Source organism: Pseudomonas syringae group sp. J248-6, from assembly GCF_032586995.1.
In the GTDB taxonomy this organism is placed as follows: domain Bacteria; phylum Pseudomonadota; class Gammaproteobacteria; order Pseudomonadales; family Pseudomonadaceae; genus Aquipseudomonas; species Aquipseudomonas amygdali.
The window spans coordinates 562,089-582,636 of sequence record NZ_JAWHOP010000001.1 but is presented as its reverse complement, the minus strand read 5'-3'; the positions used below and the strand labels follow the sequence as shown (position 1 = coordinate 582,636).

Here is a 20,548-nt window from a genome sequence, read left to right as displayed (position 1 = left end):
GGCGCGGTCCAGAGCGTCGGCGCACTGGTTGTCGATGTCGCTGATACCGTCGACAACCAGAACGGCCGGATCATCGCCCAGGGCGGCGACCTGAACCTGACCGGCGCCAACCTCTACAGTCAGGGCGGAGTACTGTCCAGCCTGCAAGGTCTGTTCACCGCGAAACTGGCCGGCGTGCTGAAAAATGGCTATGACGCCAATCGCCAGGGCGGTGTCATCCAGGCGCAACGCCTCAACCTGACCGCGCTGGGCGGCTTCGACAACTACGGCGGGCGAGTCTCCGCACGCACCGGCGAAGCGCTGATTACTACCCCCGGCTTCGACAACCGCAACGGCGGCCTGTACGCCAAAGGCCTGGTGCGGGTCAACGGTGGCAACTTCGACAACAGCGGCGACAACGACGGCCAGATCGCTGGTGGCCAGGTCGAGCTGAACCTGAGCGGGGCGCTGAACAACCGCCTCGGCATCATCGAAAGCGACAGCACCCTGGCCGTGACCGCTGCCAGTCTGGACAACCAGACCGGACAACTGCGTGCGCTGGGCGGTGGCGGTGCCACAAACTTCCAGATCGGCAACCTGTTCGACAACCGCAACGGCACTCTGGAAAGCGCCAACAGCGACCTGACTCTCAACGCTGGCAACTTCCTCAATGGTGGCGGTTCGCTGCTGCATACGGGTAATGGCACGTTTAATATTTCTACGGCCAACGTCACCAATGCTGGCGGCAGCATTGTTACCCGTGGTGGTTTGACGCTGACGGCTGACAACTGGACCAACAGCAGCGTTATTCAGGCCGGGCGATTGACGGTGAATGTCGGCACCTTGAATCAGACGGCGGGCGGGCAGTTGCTGGCGTCGAATTCGTTCAGTGGGAGTGGCGGGAACTGGACGAATGATGGGTTGCTGGGCAGTGATGGAACGATGAGCTTGACCTTGGGGGGAGCTTATTCAGGAAGTGGGCGGGCGACCAGCCTGGGCGCTTTTGACCTGAAGGCTAATCGCCTGACTTTGACCGCGCCTGCCAGCCTGGCTGGGGGTGGACGAACTTACATTGATATTGATGGGATATTGGAGAACAAAGGGCAGCTGACCTCGGCCGCGGATCTTATTGTCACCGCAGGCGGACTGACAAACGACGGCACCCTAGGCTCTCGACAAAAGCTCACTATCAACACGCCGAGCGTCGTCAATAAGGGCCTGATATTCAGCGGCGCAGACTTTGCGTCGAACTCAACCAGTTTTATCAACCAACAAGGTAGTGTGTACGCGCTCGGCGACGTTGCCTTTCAGGGTCTTAATAGGCGGCAAGCGAATCAAGTACTGAATATATCCGGTTCGATCGAGAGCAGCGGGAAACTTACGATCAATGCCGATAACTTCGAAAACCGTACAGAGGGTGGCGGCTCGGAGAGTAATTTTGCGGTTGGCCGAACGTTGGTGTCCGGCTTTATTGCGGTGGAAGCTATAGCTTTTGACAGTAAGTACAAGTATAAATTTAACTATATTGCAAGAGAGACGTTTCAAGGGGGGCAAGATAGCGACTCCACTGCCTCTTCACTCATCGGTGCAGGATCAGATTTTATCTTCTCAGGCGGAACTTTCCTGAACGCAAAAAGCACTGTCAGTGTCGGCGGAAATATTTCCATCCAGTCAAACAGTTTAAAAAATATAGGCGCGGTTAGCGGATCCATTGAAAGAACCAGAACGTATACAGCGGCAGACCCTCAAGAGGGGGTTCCGTCGACGGTTTTCGACTATAACCAACGTAATAATCCAAATTTTCCAAATGTATATTTTGTGGGGCCTGATGGTGATATTAGATTAGGAAAACCTCGCTGGGATTTATATTACAAAGGTGGTCGCGAGATAGACCATACTTATTCGTTCATGACTTTGAAAGATGTGGAGACGGGCAAGGTCTATGGCGATTATTTCGGTCCGCCGATATACACTGGGTATGAGGAAGGAAAAATCCCTACCTCACAGTATGACCCTTCGAATTTGTTGCAGTTACCGTCGGCGATCCTTAAAATGAATCTGCTCAGCGATGTCGAAGTGGCAATAGACGGCTCCGGCAACTCGGGTCGCTCAGCGGTAATTCAGGCCGGCGGAAATGTGTCCATCACTGCTACCCAAGAATTGCAAAACAGCGTTATCCATCAAGATTACATAGTCAGCGCGGGTGCCAGCAAAGTACAAAATACAAGCGTTTCTGGTGTTAGTACCACAGTCATTAGAATCAACGCCCAGCTACCCCCGGATCTGGCCCAGCAACAAGTCAACCCACTAAGCCTGCCAGGTTTCAGCCTGCCCACCGGCCAGAACGGACTGTTCCGTCTGAGCGGCCAGACCGGTACCGCAGCCGCTGTTGCCCAACCCATCGGCCTGCCTCAAAGCTGGACCATGGGCAGCGCAGCGGTCTCCGTCGCTCAACGCGAGCAAACCGTTTCTGATGCGCAGGCAAGCACCATCCAGATCGGTTCGGTAGGCCAGATATCCAACGCTACTCGTCAGCTTGCTTCGGTTACACGGCAAAGCACGGGCGTAAGCGCCAATGCATCCTCCTTCGACGCCAGCGCGCCAAGTGCCTCGCCTATTGGCGGATTTGTACTACCAGGCCATACGTCTGATTCCACAGGTGTAGCCAGCGTCGATAGCGTCACCGGTATAGCGACGGGTAATCAGGGAAGTGGTGTTTTGCTGCCTGTGCAAAATGCAGGTTCGACAGGTCTTCCGGTCATAACTGCCACAGGATCAGGTAGTTCGGCGGCCCAGAATGCCGGCATGGTGCAGGGCTCGCGTATCAACAGTGCCGGTCAGGTTGTAACCGACGCTCAGGGCCGCCCGGTAACTGCAACGGTTAGTAGCCCGGTCGCTGCTGCCGCAGCACAAACCGTTACCCGAGTGCAGGGCCTGCCCAGCAGTAACTTCGTTTCCAAACCGCAAAAATACCTGATCGAAACCAACCCGGTCCTCACCGAACTCAAGCAATTCATGAGTTCGGATTACCTGCTTGCAGGTCTGGGCTACGACCCGGAAGTCAGCGCCAAGCGCCTGGGCGACGGCTTGTATGAACAGCGCCTCGTTCAGCAGGCAGTCGTGGCCCGCACTGGTCAGGCCTTCATCGACGGACAAACCTCCAATGAGGCCCAGTTCAAGTATCTGATGAACAACGCCATCGCCAGCAAACAGCAACTGAACCTGGCTGTCGGCGTATCGCTGAGTTCACAGCAAGTCGCAGCACTGACCCACGACATCGTCTGGCTCGAAGAGCACGAAGTGAACGGCGAGACAGTGCTGGTGCCGGTACTTTATCTGGCCCAGGCCGACGGTCGTCTTGGCCCGACCGGCGCATTGATTGCCGGTAACGATGTCTCACTGATCGCTGGGCAAAACCTCGACAACGTTGGCACCTTGCATGCGGCCAATAACCTGTCAGCAGTTGCCGGTAACAATCTTGTCAACGCCGGCCTGATAGAAGCCGGCAACCGGCTCGATCTGCTCGCGGGTAATGACCTGATCAACACCGCTGGGGGCATCATCAAAGGTCGCGATGTATCACTGACCGCGATCAATGGCGATGTGATCAACGAACGCAGCATCACCTCGATGGACAACAGCGCACGCGGTCAGCGCCATAACGAATTCGCCGACAGCGCCGCGCGCATCGAAGCCGCCAACGACATGAGCATCTCGGCAGGCCGCGACGTCATCAACAAAGGCAGTGTGCTGGAAAGCGGTCGTGACATGACCATCCAGGCCGGACGCGACGTCACCATCGCCCCGACCGAAGTCACCAACAGCCTGTTCTCGGACAGCAAACACAACAGCAGCGACATCACCCAACTGGGCTCCACCGCCAGTTCCGGACGCGACCTGACCGTTCAGGCTGGACGCGACATCTCCGTCATCGCCAGCCAGATCGATGCCAAACGCGACATCGCCATGGCCGCGACCGAAAACCTCACCATCAGCTCCGCGGCGGACGAAGAGCACTCCCTGTCGAAAAGCAAAAAACTGACCCGTCAGGAAGACCACGTCAGCCAGGTTGCCGCCGATCTTGAAGCGGGAGGCAGCGTTGCCTTGCAGGCTGGCCAGAACCTCGCCGTGATCTCCAGCCGTATTACAGCCGGGAAAGAGGCGTATCTGGTTGCTGGTGAGAATCTGGACATTTTGGCGGCGCAGGACAGTGATTATTCGCTGTATGACAAAAAGAAGAAGGGGAGTTTTGGGGCGAAGAAAACCAAGCGAGACGAAGTTACTGATGTGAAAAACATTGGTAGTGAAATTACCACCGGTGGAGATCTTTTGCTGGCGAGTGGGGGCGATCAGAAATATCAAGCTGCGAAGCTGGAGAGCGGTAAGGACCTGACGATTGAAAGTGGTGGTGCAGTTACGTTTGAGGGCGTGAAGGACCTGCATCAGGAGAGTCATGAGAAGAGCAAAAGTGACCTTGCCTGGAATTCGAGTAAAGGCAAGGGAAACACCGACGAAACCCTGCGCCAGAGTGAGCTGGTGGCCAAAGGTGAAGTAGCGATCCGCGCTGTTGAAGGCTTGAAAATCGACATCAAACAAGTCGACCAGCAAAGCGTTAGCCAGACTATTGATGCAATGGTCAAGGCCGACCCGCAACTGGCGTGGCTTAAGGATGCTGAGCAGCGCGGTGATGTGGATTGGCGTCAAGTCAAAGAAGCACATGAGTCATTCAAGTACAGCAATTCTGGATTAGGCGCCGGGGCACAACTGGTTATAGCAATATTGGTGACGTACTTTACCGCAGGCCTCGCCAGTGGCTTGATCGGAGCCGGCGCGACTCTCGGTTCGGGCACCGCTATGGCGGCAGCTGGTACGGCATCTGCCTCGGCAGTGGCAGGCGGTGCGGCGGTTGGATCAACAGTCGCAGCGGGCTGGGCAAACGTAGCACTGACGGCGGTCGCAACAGGTGCTGCCAGCAATGCTGCCATCAGTACCATCAACAACCGTGGAAACCTTGGAAAAGTCGTCAAGGACGTCACGTCCAAGGACGCCGTTCGCGGCTATGCCGTTTCAGGTATTACGGCTGGCCTAACGGCTGCCGCTTATGATCAGTGGACAAGTACTCACACTGGCACGTCCGGCGCTCTGCCAAACGGCGGCAAGGTAGTAACTAGTAGTGGACTGTCTTCGATTGAAGGAGCTGGCCGTTTTGCCGCGAACCAAGTCCTCCAGAACACGACATCGACCATAGTGGATCGTGCCTTGGGTGGCGACAGTCAATTCAGCGACGCATTACGCAGCAGTTTGGCTAATACCTTCGCAGCGGTTGGCTTCAACTGGGTAGGCACCTTCAGTGATGTCAATAAGCTCCCTGAAAGCGGCGCGGCCAAAATAGCCCTACACGCCATAATGGGTGGCCTCGCAGCAGAGGCAGCAGGGGGTGATTTCAAGACTGGCGCGCTCGCTGGAGGGGTAAACGAAGCGCTGGTAGATTCGCTGGCTAACCAGTACAGCAAGATGGATAAAGATCAGCGGAGCAAGTTGCTGATCATGAATTCCCAGCTGATTGGGGTGTTGGCTGCTTCTGCTCAAGGTGGCGACGGCAAAAGCTTACAGACAGGATCGTGGGTGGCCGGTAGTGCTACGTCCTATAATCGGCTGCTTCACAGTACAGAAAAGCGAGTCTTGACTGAGGAAGCCAAGGCCCTCGAAAGTCGTTTGGGTAAACCCTCGTCCAGTGTATCTTGGGGTGATCTTCTCTTGCTTGCATCCAGTGCAGAACTGGACGCAAAAGAAAATGCTCGTCTACAGGCTCTGCTGACTAGCTACGGAGCAGGTAACCCAGAGGGCGCACGCTTTGCAGAAGAGCTGCTGATTGCGAAGACAAGCGTTGGACGCCTCGCTGCACAGAACATCGTGCTGACTTGGGACGACGGCAGTACGATCATTGCAGATGGTGAAGCGGTACATGCGTTCCAGTCGACCACCAGTCAGTTCAAGGATGCTGGCTTATTTAACACCGCCTCCCAATGGTCGCAAAGTGGCGCCAATAACTGGGCTGATGAACCCTCAGTCGTTCCTGCTGCTTGGCAAGAGCAGTTTGGCGATAAAAACGCTGCGATTTACCTAAGAGAGCTGGCCAAGGTATCGAGTAGCCAAGGCGAGCTTGATGATCTGGTGCAACGGGTTTCAGGTGTATTGTCGGGCGGAGTTGATCGTGTTACCTGGGATCTGGACGCAGCGCTTGCGTTGACCGGTGCACCTGCGGTACTAAGGGCGTTGTTGGCTAAGCGTGCGGCGGCTGCTGGTATTGTTGATGCTGGCGCGGTAGCTGCCGGGAAGGCCGAGCTTGATGGCATTGCTCAGACGCCTAAAGGGTCTGATCTGGCAGGTAAACAGTCCGGTGCGGCGCTGGATGCACAGCCTCAAAAAGTTGGTGATAGTGTTGATCAGACGCGTAAAGAGTCTGATCTGGCGGGTAACCAGCCGGGCACTGCCCTAGATGCTTCGTATCAAAAAACTGATGACGCAAAGGCGGAGGTAGATACTGGTAAACTACTTGAAGACGCTGGTCAGCAGCTAGCCGATTACATTGCGACTTTCGGTAAATACAAGCCGCCAACTGTAATTGGTGCTGTGGATCCTCTAACAGGGAAAATAGTAACGACATCCAGCGGTGCTGTCCCGGATGTGATTGCACCTGAGTTGGCTGCGTATGCTGAAAGTTTAGGTGGTTTAGGGGTCAAGACCGCTTGCGGTAATACGTTGGGTCGCTGTGCTGAGTTTAGAGCTGCGAATGAATTGCTTTTAAGCAATCCTGGTCTAAAGTTGAAAGATATTAAATTTACTCCGGCAATTCGTCCTAGGACGGGGGAGGTAGTTCCTCGTTGCGATAATTGCACTAGTATATTTGGAGCTGAGTAATGGAAATGGATGATGAGTTTTTAGAGGTAAACGATTTGGATTGGTTTGCCTCTTGTCAAGATGGATTTTTAGCGCACTTTACAACTGGAGGGCGAGGTCTCGTACCGTTCGCCGTAAGAAAGTCAATATCAAAAAACGAGGCTATTTATAATTATTTTATTTCTGTAGATGATAGCGCCGATTTTGACGTGATTGAGGAGAATCTACCTACGTTTAGCGGTGACGCTCAACGTGAGCGTTACTTGCTATCGTTTGTCGATATGGCAAGGAGAGGTCTATTGAGCTACGATGTTAGTAATGATGGGGGGTACAAATTAATTGCTAGGCCAAAAAAAAACAGGGAGTTTAGTTCTTTGCCGCAGGATGTTAAAGATATTATCCATATGCTACCTTTAAGTTTTTCTGTGAGAATAGATAAGAGTGGCTTTATTTGATTTTATGAGTGTGGCACTAGTGCGCTTTCGCAAAAATAATGCTCTGTGAAATCGTCTATGCTTGCTCGTTGATTACACCGTTGGAGGCGAAGAAATGAGCGCACAAGATATCGTCCTGAGTCCTGAAGAAAGTGCCGAGCTGAGCCGTCGCACACGATCAGCCACCATCAGTCAGCGTGACGGTCGCCGCGCGAGGGTCATCCTGTTAGCTGAGATTAGTTTCGATAGCTCTACTCGAAGGGCATCTGGGGTTGTTGATGATGAGTACAAGGATAAAGTGATAACTCTTGATTGCCCTTACGGTACGGTTGTTATTTTGTGCGACGGAGAGGGGCAGCTGAAATCAATTGAGTTAAGTTGACTGTACAGTGATGACATTCTCCCAACACCTGCCTCGCGCCGGTGTTGTTTTATCTGCTTACTGCAAAATCTTCCTTCCTTCGCTGCTCGCCTTGGTCGTTGCCTGAGCGATCAAGGCATCGAGCATCTGCGCAACGAATTTTCTGTTGGCTTTTAGGTAGCTGGTCGACACAGCATCGTCAAAAGGTGTTCAGGGGCAGCGGACTGCCGATTTGAATATTTCCGGATTAGGAGCGGTTGATGTTTACACCCCTCAAAATTTGTCCCCTTCAAGCATAGTTAAAAATATTGAAAAAAGGCAGATCAAGCAAGAGGTGTACTCGTTCAAGCGGATATATCCAGCTCAGATATGTCTTCAATAGCTGCTAAAATGTGGGGTAAGTCGAATGCTCAGAGCATAAAAACAATATTTTTCCAGAAGTCTGACGGCTCTATTATTCGCTATAATCGATCCGGAGGAGGGCAATTTCAGTGTCAAAATTTTCCTGTGTATGTGAGCGTGTAATAAACTTGTCCAATAGGGCTTCTGAGGTGGAGTTGAGTTTGATTTCAGAAAGGACAAAGGATAATTGATGATTTAGGTATCTTAATTTCGCGTGGAAATGTATCTGAAGATGAGTTCTATGATGTGATAGCTCTAGGGGTGAGCACAGTTTATCGCTGTCCGAAATGCAGGCGACTTCATGTAGATGAAGGCGGTGGAATATTTCAGTCTTACATTAAGTAAGGTACTTTAAAGTATTCTGAATGAGCGTTGGAAAAATGTTCTTTAAGTGTTTAGTGGTTGTTCGTGGATTTATTGTAAGGCTTCCAATATTGTGGGGCACATTTGGCGGTAGAAGTCCTAAGTAGAGAGTTGCTAGCGATGACTCAGATCTTTATAAGGCATCTGAGACGGATTTAGATACATGGATGTATGCTTGGAAAAGAGATAAATGGTCTCCGGTGGCGGTGCTATGCTGCCAGTTTGCTCAGGGCAGTCCTGTAACTGCGACTCGATGGTTACGCAGAATAGCCCTATCATCGGCTCCAGCACTCAGTGGCACAGGCCAGCGCGATCACGCCGGTCGTTTCTGCCGCAGCGCAAACGGTGACCAGAGTAGAAGGGTTGCCCAGCAGCAACTTCGTTTCCAAACCACAGAAATACCTGATCGAAACCAACCCGGTGCTCACCGAACTCAAGCAGTTCATGAGTTCGGATTACCTGCTCGCAGGCTTGGGTTACGACCCGGAAGTCAGCGCCAAGCGTCTGGGTGACGGCTTGTAAGAACAACGCCTTGTTCAGCAAGCCGTTGTGGCCAGAACCGGTCAGGCGTTTATCGACGGTCAGACCTCCAACGAGGCGCAGTTCAAGTACCTGATGAACAACGCCATCGCCAGCAAGCAGCAGTTGAACCTGGCGGTGGGTGTGTCGCTGAGTGCACAACAGGTCGCTGCACTGACCCACGACATCGTCTGGCTCGAAGAGCACGAAGTGAATGGCGAGAAAGTGCTGGTGCCAGTGCTGTATCTGGCTCAGGCCGATAATCGCCTTGGTCCGACCGGGGCATTGATTGCCGGTAACGACGTCTCGCTGATTGCCGGGCAAAACCTCGACAACGTCGGCACCTTGCGTGCGGCCAACAACCTGTCGGCTGCCGCTGGAAATGACCTGGTCAACAGCGGCCTGATAGAAGCTGGCAACCGTCTGGACTTGCTGGCAGGTAACGACCTGATCAACAAATCCGGGGGCATTATCGCCGGACGTGATGTGACACTGACCGCCCTGCGCGGCGATGTCATCAACGAACGCACGGTGACCAGCCATCAGAGCGCTGCGGATGATGCGACCTGGCGTAAGGATTTCGCTGACAGCGCGGCACGTATCGAAGCGGCTAACGACATGACCCTGCAAGCGGGTCGTGACGTGAAAAACACCGGCAGCGTATTGCAGGCTGGTCGTGATTTGAGCATTTCCGCGGGCCGTGACGTCGCTATCGACTCGGCCCAGACCGAGAACGGCCAGACACGCGGCGTGAACTCCAGTAATTCCAGCATCACGCAACTGGGCTCCACAGTCAGCGCCGGACGCGACCTGACGGCCCAGGCCGGCCGCGACATCAACGTGATCGCCAGCAGCATCGACGCCAAGCGCGACATCGCGATGGCCGCGACGGAAAACCTGACCCTGTCCTCGGCGGCTGATGAACAGCATTCTTACGGCAAGAGCAAGAAGGTGACCGAGCAGGAAGATCATGTCAGCCAGGTGTCTGCGGACCTGAAAGCGGGCGGCAGTGTGGCTTTGCAGGCAGGGCAGAATCTCGACATCATCGCCAGCCGCATCAATGCGGGCAGCAACGTTGCTCTTGATGCTGCGCAAGATTTGACCATTGCATCAGCTCAGGACGAAAGCTCGTACTTCTATGCCAAAAAGAGCAAGGGTTCGTTCGGACGCAGTAGCAGCAAACAGCAGGAAGGCTACGACAGCAGCAACATAGCGTCGGTCATCAATGCAGGGCAAGACCTCACCATCAATACCACCAAGGCTGCTGACGGCAGCGTCAGCATCAACGGTGGGCATGACGTCAGTGTCATTGGCAGCCGTCTTTCGGCAGGCAATGACCTGATTCTCGGCGCCACTAACGATGTGACCGTACTCTCGGGTGTCGATGAGCAGGGTGCTTACAGCCAGAAAAGTAAATCCGGCTCTTTTGGCGTGTCCAAAAGTGGAAAAAGCGAGCTGAAGACCAGCTCTACCCAAGTCGCCAGTGAGCTGAATGCCGGCAACGATGTGGTAGTGGCTTCAGGCAAGGACATCACACTGCGTGCCAGCAACATCGGCGCAGGCAATGATGTGGACCTCCGAGCCGGGCTGTTGGATAAAACCGGCGACATCAATCTGCTCTCTGCCAACGACGAAGCCTCCAGCCACAGCGACGAGTACAAGAAGAAAACCGGTCTTTCAGTGTCTGGCGGATTCCTGTCCATCTCATCGGCTAAAGAAGCTGGTGGCCAAGCGCAGAGCAGCACCAGTGTAGGCAGCCAGATCAATGCTGCAGGCAATGTAAGTCTGCAGACCGAGCGCGACATCAATGTTATCGGCAGCAGCGTCAACGCAGGTGCAAACGTCAGTCTGAATGCGGGTCAGGACGTCAACATTCTGGCCGCACAGAGCACCAACTCCAATCAGGACTGGGAGAAGAAAAGGCAGTCTGGCATTGGCGTGTCTTCCAACGCCAATGGCGTGACGTTCTTCGCAGGCGTTGATCGCACCAAGGAAAACAACCGCCTTGAGCAACAGAGCGCTGCCGCCAGCCAGGTCCGCGCGGGTGAAGACCTCACGGTCAACGCCAAGCGCGACATCAATCAGGTAGGTTCTGACCTTCAGGCGCTCAATGACATCAATCTGACTGCCGGGCGCAACATCAAGATTGATGCCGCACGTGAATCCAGGACAGTTGAACAACAACGTGAAAACTCACGCAATGGCCTGAGTGCGAGCATTGATCACAACTATGGCAGCACCAAGGACGCCATCAGCGGCGCAGGCAAGGGTGAGGACGCCACGAGCAAGGGATCGAGCACGCTCAAGGCAGTAGACAGCACCTCGCAGTTCCTGTCTGGCCCGACGGGCGATGGAAAGTTCGGTAACAGCAAGCAGGGCACCAGCCAGCAAGTGGTCGAAACGACCAACCGCGCCTCGACGCTGGACGCAGGCAACAACCTGAACATTTCTGCGAGCAATGATGTTCAGATCAGCGGTGGCCAATTGCAGGCTGGCCGCGACATAAACATCAAAGGCCGGGATGTCACGCTTGATGCCGCCAAAGGCAGCTACAGCCAGGAAACCAGCGAGCAGAAAAGCTGGAGTGGTATCCACGGCAGCAGCAGTGGCGGGCTCAAAATCGGCGTGGGCGGCAGCAGCGGCATCGCCAAGGGTGATCAGAGTCAGGAGGCCTCGACCGTTACTACGTTGCAGGCAGGTCGTGACGTCAACCTCAAGGCCAGCAATGACCTAAACCTGATCGGCACGCAGGCCCAGGCAGAGCGGAACATCAGTCTGAATGCCGGCAACACCCTCAACATCAAGGCAGCCCAGAACGACAGCTCCACCGAGAACACCCGAAAAAATGCCGGCGGTGAAGCCGGGATCGCTATCGGCCCAGGAGGTTTCGGTGTTTACGCCAGCGTCAATATCGGCAAAGGCGACCTGGAGCGCGAGGGCAAACAGCAGCAGGAAGCTTACCTGTACGCCGGTAATCAGCTCGGTTTTACCAGCGGTCAGGATACCAACATTGCCGGTGCCACGTTGCGTGGCAAGGATGTCGTCGGACGTGTAGGTCGCGACCTGAACGTCACATCCCTGCCGGACACCGGGAAAGTCGAAGGCAAGGAATTCGACCTCAGCGCAACTGTCGTGGTCGGCTTTGGCGGCAGCGTCAGCGGCTCGGTCGGGTACGGTCAGACCAACGGCTCCAAAAACTGGATCGAGGAACAGACCCGCATCACGGCCAAAGACAAGGTCGACATCCGCACCGAGAACCACACCCAACTCGACGGCGCGTTGATCGCTTCCGATAGCGGCAACCTCAAGCTGGACACCAACACGCTGGGCTACAGCGACATCGCAGGCAAGGATAAAGAGCACGGTTACTACCTGAACGTTGGTGGCTCGTACGGTAACAGCGGCAGTACCACGCAGGACTCGACTCAGGTAGGCAAAGGCGATGACCAGAAAAACGGTTGGAGCGTCGAGGGCTGGAACTACAACAAGGATCGTGAGCAGATCGTCCGGGGCACCGTGGGCGCAGGCGATGTGGTGGTGCGCAGTGACACGGTGGGTAAGGACTCAACAGCGGGCTTGAATCGTGATGTCGACAAGGCATACGAGATCACGCGTGATGACGAGCACCGGACTGATTTGTATGTGACGAAGAGTTCGTTGGAGGCAGCCAGCCAGCCGATAGTCACTGCTACTCAGTGGGCAAACCAACTCCTGACTTACAACGAAACCGCCAAACAGAACTACGAAGAGGCCACCCGAGGTCTGACGCGCGCAGTCAACAAAATCGAGAGCACGCTGGGCTGCAAGATGGATGCAGGGGCCGCCAGTCTGATGGGTGCTGATTTTGCTGAAAACACCATGGACTCGTTGCTTCAGGGTGGAATGACGCGCAGCCAGGCGATGAATACGATGGCCGACCCTGCGTTTCAGGAAAAGGTTGTGGCCGAAATTGCACGCCTCGCCGGGATCGACCTGACATCGCTCGGAGCTCTTGATCAGACACTTCAGACGGACAACAAGCCTAATAGCCCAGGATCAATCGAGTTACCTGCCACTCCTGTGAATGCGAGTGACGCAGAAAAACTTACTGCTGCTCAAGACACACTGCGATCGATGGCTTCGATCAACCAATACATCCAGGAGCATCCAGATCAGCAGGAGGCTGTGAGTGTGTTGGTGGCAGTGGCGCAGGGGCCTAAAGGTCTTGTGCAACTGGCGGTTTTCAACGCAGTTTCCGAGACGCCCTTGGGTCAGAATATTGGACAAAGGCTGGCTGAGTACGGTGAAGTACTGGGAGAGCAGGTTGCCAATGCCATGGAAGGCGAGAAGATTAACAAGGATGACAACACCGGTGCCTACCTGATCGGTGGCGGAGTGCTTACAGCCGGCATCTTGACTGGTATGCTGGTAAGCGGTAAATCTGTAGCCAAGTCTAGGACTATCTCAGCCGAGATGAAGGCTGATCCTTATCACCCGGACTGGAAGAACTATACCGGGACTGACAGGGGTGTTGGAGCGGATGTTGTTAAAGGTGGTGGTGAGGCGAAAGGCGGTGCTGGAAAAGCTGCGGAATCACCCTCCGGACCTCGTAACGCAAAGGATCTTGCAGGTGGGCCACTTGAGCATGCTACTCAGGTGAGCGGGCGCTTCAAAAACGATGGCGGGCCATCCAAGGGAACTGTCTACAGGGCAGATAATCAAGGTAATATCACAAGCTATGCCGTATATGATTCAGAGGGGCTGATCGTTAAACGAGTAGATGTAACTGGCGCAGCCCATGCAAATGTGCCTACTCCACATGTAATAGAGTACGGAAGAAATACATTGCCTGATGGAACTGTTAGAGTTCAATCGCCTTCGACTAAATCCGCACCACGTCCCGCCAATTTGGATGAGATACCATGATAAAAGTTAATACACTTTCTCCTTTCGTTGGGTTGGCGCGATATGAGGCTTGGAAGGATGGGTGGGTTGATAAAGATAAAATTGACGAATTCTCATACATAAGCAATGTATGCAATCCTGAGGATTTATTATTGTCATGCAAACTTCTATTTCCTGATTTTGTTGTTGTTCAAGAGGGGGTTTTCTTAGAAGGGAAATATGATGCTGATATTTTTGTTTCTTGGTTGAAGCACTTTAATGGTGATCTTCAAGCAACAGAGAAAATGTTAAATCATACTCATTTATACGATGTGTTCGATTCATGCTCAGGTGATATTGATGACCGTATATTTGAACAATTGGCAAACGTGCTTGCACTGTCTTGGAGGCTTGTCCTGAAAGATAAGTTTCCAGAAAGAAAATTTTCTGTAGATATTTCAATTACAGACCAAGATTATGGGCCGATAGTTACTTTTTATCAATTGTCTTAAGTTTGATGATTACGCATCATGTATAGTTGGCGAGAGACTGTTAAGGTTTGCAAGGCAGCCCAGAACAATAGCTTCATCGAGAACACCCGAAAAAATGTCGGCGGAGAAGCCGATATCGCCATCGGCCCAGAAGGTTTCGGTGTTTACGCCAGCGTCAATATTGGCAAGGGCGACCTGGAGCGCGAAGGCAAACAGCAGCAGGAAGTTTACCTGTATGCCGGTAATCAGCTCGGTTTCACCAGCGGTCAGGACACCAACATTGCCGGAGCCACGCTGCGTGGCAACGATGTCGTCGGACGTGTAGGTCGCGACCTGAACGTCACATCCCTGCCGGACACCGGGAAAGTCGACGGCAAGGAATTCGACCTCAGCGCAACCGTCGTGGCTGGCTTTGGCGGCAGCGTCAATGGCTCGGTCGGGTACGGTCAGACCAACGGCTCCAAGAACTGGATCGAGGAACAGACCCGCATCACGGCCAAAGACAAGGTCGACATCCGCACCGAGAACCACACCCAGCTCGACGGCGCACTGATCGCCTCCGACAGCGGCAATCTCAAGCTGGATACCAACACACTGGGTTACAGCGACATCGCGGGCAAGGACAAGGAACACGGTTACTACCTGAGCGTTGGTGGCTCGTACGGTACCAGCGGCAGTACCACGCAGGACTCGACTCAGGTAAGCAAAGGCGATGACCAGAAAAACGGTTGGAGCGTCGAGGGCTGGAACTACAACAAGGATCGTGAACAGATCGTCCGAGGCACCGTGGGTGCAGGCGATGTGGTGGTGCGCAGTGATACGGCGGGTAAGGACTCAACTGAGGTATTTAAGATGAAAGAATGGTCATCGCTGTGCAAGTCGAAGGTTGGGGACGCCGTTGATGTGCGGGAGCAATGCGTTATCGCTATGGACGACGGCGCATACAAAATTTCAGACGATCAGTATTTTTTAGCTGACGCTTTTTCTGATGAGGGTGAGGAAAAACTTCGTTTGCTATCCCTCTACTGGGCCTGCAGTGAGCCTGCATTTAGAAGAGCCTACTACAGGGATGTTGAAGATCATGACATGGCCGTATGCCGGCCGCCGCCTGAATTGCTTCCAGTTGGGGCGGGGGGGACCTATAGTCAGATTAAAAATTCTCTTAGCTCTCTTGGTTCGGACAAGTTTATGGAGTACGCCTCTTATCGTGTTATGTCTGATGGTTCATTTGTTCATAAGGGCTTAGAAAGTTCATTGGCTGTTTATTATTTTCGCTTGCATGATATTGTTGATGATGAGCTGCCTTACGCGATACTGTGGAAGCTTTCTAGTGTGTGATTTAATAAGAAGCAACGTCCTGTTGCCGGGTTGAAACGGTGCAAAAGCGACAAGTGTGGCCGATCAAACTGCCGGATAAATAAAGAAGGTCAATCCGGGTTATCCAGAAGCGGGTCGAACTCATAACTGTGTCAACTGCTCTATTGCTACTGATGCGACACTGGTGGGAAATCCTGCATCCTGGAATAGGGAGTGTGACACAGGAGAGGTACAACCCCGCGACTGGAAAACTGGAAGAATCTGTGATCGAATACGACCAGTATGGCCGGCAGGTTAAAAGAACGGATTACACTAATCACGGATATGGAAACCAAGAAAAGCCTGCGGAATATCATTCAGACGCCCACACGCATACCTATGAATATGGTCCAGGCTATGGCTCCAATGGGAAAGAGACGAGGATCAATAATGATTAGTCTTCCGGAATTGAATGAATTGCTTGTTGCTCACAACTGTCTGCATGCGATTAGTATTCAGCTGAATGTTGACGGGATGGTTTATGATTTATCCTTATCGATCTCGGCCTCTGAAAAGGTAGGGACCGATGTGGTGAGTATCAGGTTCATTGATATTAGCCAATTTACGTCCCGTGATTTTGGCGGCGGATTAACTCAGCTGATGCACATGAATGTTAATAAGCTGGATTCTGGCTTCGATAGGATGCGTTATCAACTGAGTGATCTTGAGGATAAAAAGTTATCGTTTTACTTCTCATCATTCTCGCTTGATTAGCTGGTGCAAAAGCGACAGGAGAATTAGCTGGTTCTGGTGGGAAACCTCCAATAAAAAAGATCCTGAGTGGATTGCACCATGGGACTGATTACAGTTGAAGTATCCGTTGAGGATTTACCTATTACACCTACATTGATGTGGAGTGGCATTTCTTTGTTTGATGTTGGCGATGGAGTTAGGCTGGTCGACTACTGCAAAAATAACAATATTACAATTCTTGGTATTGAGAGTTTTAAAGTCAAGGGAAATAAGAGAATTCCAGACATGGATTGTATTGTTGACTTTTCCTCTTCATTAAATAAAATGGATTTCGCTTTGAAGTCGATAGGCGCGAGTCGAGCAATTATTGAAAGCATGAGTGGTAGTGGTATTTTGATGGAGTTTGTACTAGTTAGAGTTTAGATGCTGGGGCAAGATGGTTTGCTGTATAGAAAGCCCTCCAACTCTACGCATATACCGGTGGATCTCTAGACATGAAAAATTTTGCTTACTACGCTGCGTTGCCAGAGACTATGACTAATAGCGAGCTTGATTCTGAATTTAGAGAGTTGTTAGAAGGTCTTGAGTCTGGCGATGTAGATAGGTCTGATTTTGTAAGGTGTTTATTGGAGCTAAGTGATAGGCAATGGCATACTTATAGCGTTATAGAGGTTGGTATTAGGGGGCGAGTCGAACGATGCTTGATATCATTATGGGATGGCTATGATCTAGATATGGCTGAAAATGTGATTAATATTATGGTGAGATTAGGGCTTGAGGACGTAAGTCACTTCCTTGGCTCGCTTTCACCACAAGGGGTGTCGTTGGAAGTTTTCAATGAGGTTTCACTTGCTCTATCTGAGCTAGGGCCTTCGGTTTCAGATCCATACAATGGCATGCGTTAGAGATTTTCTAAGCGACGAAGAAAGCTGCTGCTAGTGTTCTTTTTTCGAAATAGCTTATTTTTCTTTCGCAGCTTTAAGCACCTCACACACACGTTGGATATTTTTCAAAATATCCTCTCCCTTTGCGTTCCAAGCGTACCGGGTCGGCTGAGTATTGCGTAACGCCACGAACGTTGGCGTTCTAACTTGCCCACGGAGGCAAAGCTGCCGTCGCGCATGTACACGGTGATGTTTCGAAAGAAGCACTCGACCATGTTCATTCAGGAGCTGGGGGTTAGTGTTAAATGAATATGAAAACGTGGATGATTCGCCGTCTAGGCTTTCACTGCGGCATGCTTGTGGGGGGCGTAGTTACCGATAATCAGATGAAGCTGGAGGTGCCGTTTCTAACGCCATCGTCAGCAAGGAGAAACTGAACCAGGCAGGTGTCAGCAAGCTGATGACTGCCTCGCAGTTGATCGGTGCTCTGACTGCTGCTGCAATGGGCGGGGATGCATCGGCAGCGGCGATGGTGACGGCTAACAGTACGCAGTACAACTACCTTGCCCATAACCAGTTGAAAGAGGCAGCCGAAAAGTTAAGGAAATGTGCCCCTGCCGAGTGCGATTCGATTGTGGCCGCTTACAAAAAAGTGAGCGAAGATCAAACGCTTGAAGCGATCATCAATTGCAGGTTCGACGTTTCTCTGTGTAAACCGTCCTCAAGGGATGTTGCTAACACGGTAGCCGACCTTTCAATTTGGGTGATGGTTCTAAGTATGCCAAGGACACGCTGCAGATCCTGATCAATGAGAACCTGGAGTTTCAGGAGACCTTGGCAGTTGCGACGACCGGTGCTAGCGCGCAAGCCATAGCTGAGAGACTCCAGGCGACGTTAAAGCTAACGCCCGAACAAACAGTTGATCTTGGTATGATAATTGCTAGTTTGGCGGCTTCTAATGGGGGGGCTCATTCCGCAGGGTGCTTGCGAAAGCGTCAAACCGGCTTGAAAAAAGCGGTGAAGCACTGGTAGAAAATCATGTTGATTTGAGCAACCCGGTTATCGAATCCGGGGCGCAAAAAGCGAGAGCTCCTGCAAAAGTTGATTATTCAAGTATTGAGAATCCACCGAATGTTGGGCCCGGTAAAGATTTTACATTGCGACAAAAGCAAGAGGTGCTGGAGTTGAATAAGGCAGCGAACGATGGTGTGGTTAGATCAGATGCCAGTGGTGTAGAATTAGTTCGACCGCAAAAAAGCCAGTGTGGAGTAACTCCATATCTTAACGAGTGGCAGTTTTATCATGTAAAGCCGAAAAGTTGCGACGGGAGTAACTGCAGTTCAAATCTTCAAATCTTGTCTCGGCAAGAAAATAGAGCTAAATCTGATAATCAGAGGATAATAGATGAATAACTCCATACGGGATGTAAGCGATCTGCCATCTATTGATCGTGTTAAATGCGCAGCCCAAGGCTTGGCACTCCTGGATGCCATAATCATGCCTGAGTGGGAGTATAGGTATTTTTCATTCAACTCTAATTGGGATGGGAATGAGAGAGAAATGATGGCGTCGATGAGAGACGGCTCAGGTGGCGAGTTTTTTTTACACTTTACTAATGAAGGCGCTGCAGGAAAGGTTCTATTTTCTTCAGCGTTATCTAACGCATTTGAGCACTTGAGTTTAATTCCTAAGGCTTTTGAAAAATTCAAAGATGAGCCTGCTTTTTCTAATGATAATGCAAGTTTGTTTTTTTGGCGAGGCGTCGAGCAGTCAGGCTGGAGCGCGTCTCCTAATAATCTTGAGGAATATCCGTTATTAGGTTTTTTAGTGGGTGGATGCAAGCCATATGAGTCTTTAGTTGAGAGGTACTATGAAAAGGAAATCGATTACAAAGTGATTGAGGAGGTGTTTTTATCGCTGACGGTCACTAGGGATCAGCTTTTCAGCCTTAATCCTGATATGGGAATTCGTGATTTAGCGAATGATTTTCAAGAAATTTTTGGCCGAAAGATTTGATTTTAAGGAATGATTGGCTTAAAGGCTTTGAAGTATAAAGCTTCTAAAGTTGGAAGCGATTTTGATGATTTTTTAGCGTGACAAAGCTCTGAAAAATCTACCGTTTTGGAAAAGTTTATCGAAAACAGCTGCTGAGTTTTCGATGAAATGTATGGCATTTTCTGACGCGGAGCACGTCGACAAACGAAAGCATACCTTTCCGGCTTGAAAAAAGCGGTGAAGCACTGGTAGATAGACAGATTGATGCAGGTTCAAAGGCTTTAGATGATAATGTCGTAGTGCGCAGCGATGATGATTTCTCTTCGCAGATCGGAAGTAACGGTAAACCGAAGGCGCACATAAATGAAGATGCGGAATTGGTGCCTCCAAATCAAGATGGTACCGGTAGTATTCAAACACCTGTTTGCTTGATACGAGAATTTTGACAAATCTTGAAGTCGTAGCTGAGCTGCAAGCGAGAGTAAATGCAGCACGTGAAAAATATATTATTAACCCTTCGCCAAAAAATAAAATTTCTTTAGCTAGGGGCAGAGTCTGATCTGGGTAATACTGTTCGCGATGGTGAGTGTCTGATCAAAGATTGCGTTCCAGTCACTTATATAAATTTATCGATAAGCAGGTGTTTATTGTGGACCATAAAATAAATTTTTTGCTTAGCAATATTCCAGAAGGCGCAGATTATGCTGCTGATGCGGGTGACTTGGATTTAGAAGATATTCCACAAGAAAGAATGGACGCAGTAATTCATCTGCTTCGTAACGCAGATGATGAAGTAGTAAAATTCTTGGCTGCGAGGTTGTTGGCCAGTTGGGGGGTTTTTGAGGGGTTTAGTGTATTGAAGGAGTTTGTCGAGAAAAAGTCTACTATTATAGCTAATGTCTATCCTCATAGGTTGCATGGGTACGATGATACTTTTCGCCAGGTTCTTATGGCCGTGGTTATGTTTTATGCCAATATGGCTGGCGCGGGGAAAAAAGACGTAGCAAGAGCGGAGGTTTATCCCCTGCTGTCCAAAATAATAGAGTTGGCAGCTAGCAATCCTTTCGAGATAATCGATGTGTTATCATTTATAAAGCGCGAGCATTATTTTGAATATCTCCCGCTCATTAAGAGTTATCTCATGTCGATAATTGATAACCCAGAAGTTCATCGATGGAAGATATATGACGCGATCGAATTTCTTGTGGAGTTTGATTCCCAGTTTGTTGTGTCTCTTCTGGAGGAGAAGAGAAAAAGTATTGAAGACTTTAAACCTTACATACCGGGTTGAGCGTCTTGAGAATTTGT

General features: G+C 51.4%; 11 protein-coding genes and 4 pseudogenes. 14 read left to right on the top strand and 1 reads right to left on the bottom strand.

Annotated features, from left to right (window positions below; all coding sequences use genetic code 11):
• From RYC17_RS02070 to RYC17_RS02025, 10 genes and pseudogenes are all read left to right on the top strand, one after another.
• Nucleotides 1-6,900: DUF637 domain-containing protein (locus RYC17_RS02070; protein ID WP_316902383.1), on the top strand; the 6,900-nt coding region annotated here is incomplete at its 5' end.
• The gene (locus tag RYC17_RS02065) at nt 6,900-7,334 is read left to right on the top strand and encodes a hypothetical protein (protein WP_316902381.1); all 435 of its coding nucleotides are present in this window, start codon (nt 6,900-6,902) and stop codon (nt 7,332-7,334) included. The genes RYC17_RS02070 and RYC17_RS02065, both read left to right, overlap by 1 nt.
• Nucleotides 7,335-7,428: 94 nt before the next feature.
• A pseudogene (locus RYC17_RS02060) lies at nt 7,429-7,545 on the top strand (IS630 family transposase); the annotation flags it as partial.
• A gap of 1,118 nt (nt 7,546-8,663) precedes the next feature.
• Nucleotides 8,664-12,631 (top strand): annotated as a pseudogene (locus RYC17_RS02055) (hemagglutinin repeat-containing protein); the annotation flags it as partial.
• Between the two features lie 134 nt (nt 12,632-12,765).
• A complete protein-coding gene (locus tag RYC17_RS02050) occupies nt 12,766-13,863 on the top strand; it encodes a polymorphic toxin type 24 domain-containing protein (protein WP_316902404.1) in 1,098 nt (365 codons plus the stop codon).
• Nucleotides 13,860-14,333 (top strand): hypothetical protein, encoded by a 474-nt coding sequence (locus RYC17_RS02045; protein WP_063682150.1) that lies wholly within the window; start codon nt 13,860-13,862, stop codon nt 14,331-14,333. The genes RYC17_RS02050 and RYC17_RS02045 overlap by 4 nt, the downstream gene beginning before the upstream one ends.
• Nucleotides 14,334-14,384: 51 nt before the next feature.
• A pseudogene (locus RYC17_RS02040) lies at nt 14,385-15,152 on the top strand (hemagglutinin repeat-containing protein); the annotation flags it as partial.
• A gap of 906 nt (nt 15,153-16,058) precedes the next feature.
• Nucleotides 16,059-16,382, top strand: a complete 324-nt coding sequence (locus RYC17_RS02035) for a hypothetical protein (protein WP_257605614.1) — start codon at nt 16,059-16,061, stop codon at nt 16,380-16,382.
• A gap of 78 nt (nt 16,383-16,460) precedes the next feature.
• The gene (locus tag RYC17_RS02030) at nt 16,461-16,784 is read left to right on the top strand and encodes a hypothetical protein (RefSeq protein ID WP_219169319.1); all 324 of its coding nucleotides are present in this window, start codon (nt 16,461-16,463) and stop codon (nt 16,782-16,784) included.
• A gap of 71 nt (nt 16,785-16,855) precedes the next feature.
• Complete coding sequence (locus RYC17_RS02025) at nt 16,856-17,266, top strand: hypothetical protein (protein ID WP_144439834.1); 411 nt, start codon at nt 16,856-16,858, stop codon at nt 17,264-17,266.
• A 54-nt stretch (nt 17,267-17,320) separates the two neighbouring features.
• Here the strand turns inward: RYC17_RS02025 and RYC17_RS02020 are convergent.
• Nucleotides 17,321-17,649, bottom strand: a pseudogene (locus tag RYC17_RS02020) (IS630 family transposase); the annotation flags it as partial.
• Nucleotides 17,650-17,705: 56 nt separating this feature from the next.
• On the opposite strand from RYC17_RS02020, the gene RYC17_RS02015 reads away from it, so the two are divergent.
• The 4 genes from RYC17_RS02015 to RYC17_RS02000 all read left to right on the top strand — a co-directional run bounded on the left by RYC17_RS02015 (nt 17,706) and on the right by RYC17_RS02000 (nt 20,531).
• Entirely contained in the window at nt 17,706-18,050 is a 345-nt protein-coding gene (locus tag RYC17_RS02015; RefSeq protein ID WP_058402198.1) for a hypothetical protein, read from the top strand.
• Nucleotides 18,051-18,225: 175 nt separating this feature from the next.
• Nucleotides 18,226-18,657 (top strand): HNH endonuclease signature motif containing protein, encoded by a 432-nt coding sequence (locus tag RYC17_RS02010; RefSeq protein WP_316902376.1) that lies wholly within the window; start codon nt 18,226-18,228, stop codon nt 18,655-18,657.
• Nucleotides 18,650-19,261 (top strand): hypothetical protein, encoded by a 612-nt coding sequence (locus RYC17_RS02005; RefSeq protein WP_058402199.1) that lies wholly within the window; start codon nt 18,650-18,652, stop codon nt 19,259-19,261. The genes RYC17_RS02010 and RYC17_RS02005 overlap by 8 nt, the downstream gene beginning before the upstream one ends.
• A gap of 628 nt (nt 19,262-19,889) precedes the next feature.
• The gene (locus RYC17_RS02000) at nt 19,890-20,531 is read left to right on the top strand and encodes a hypothetical protein (protein WP_058402200.1); all 642 of its coding nucleotides are present in this window, start codon (nt 19,890-19,892) and stop codon (nt 20,529-20,531) included.
• Nucleotides 20,532-20,548 lie beyond the last annotated feature (17 nt).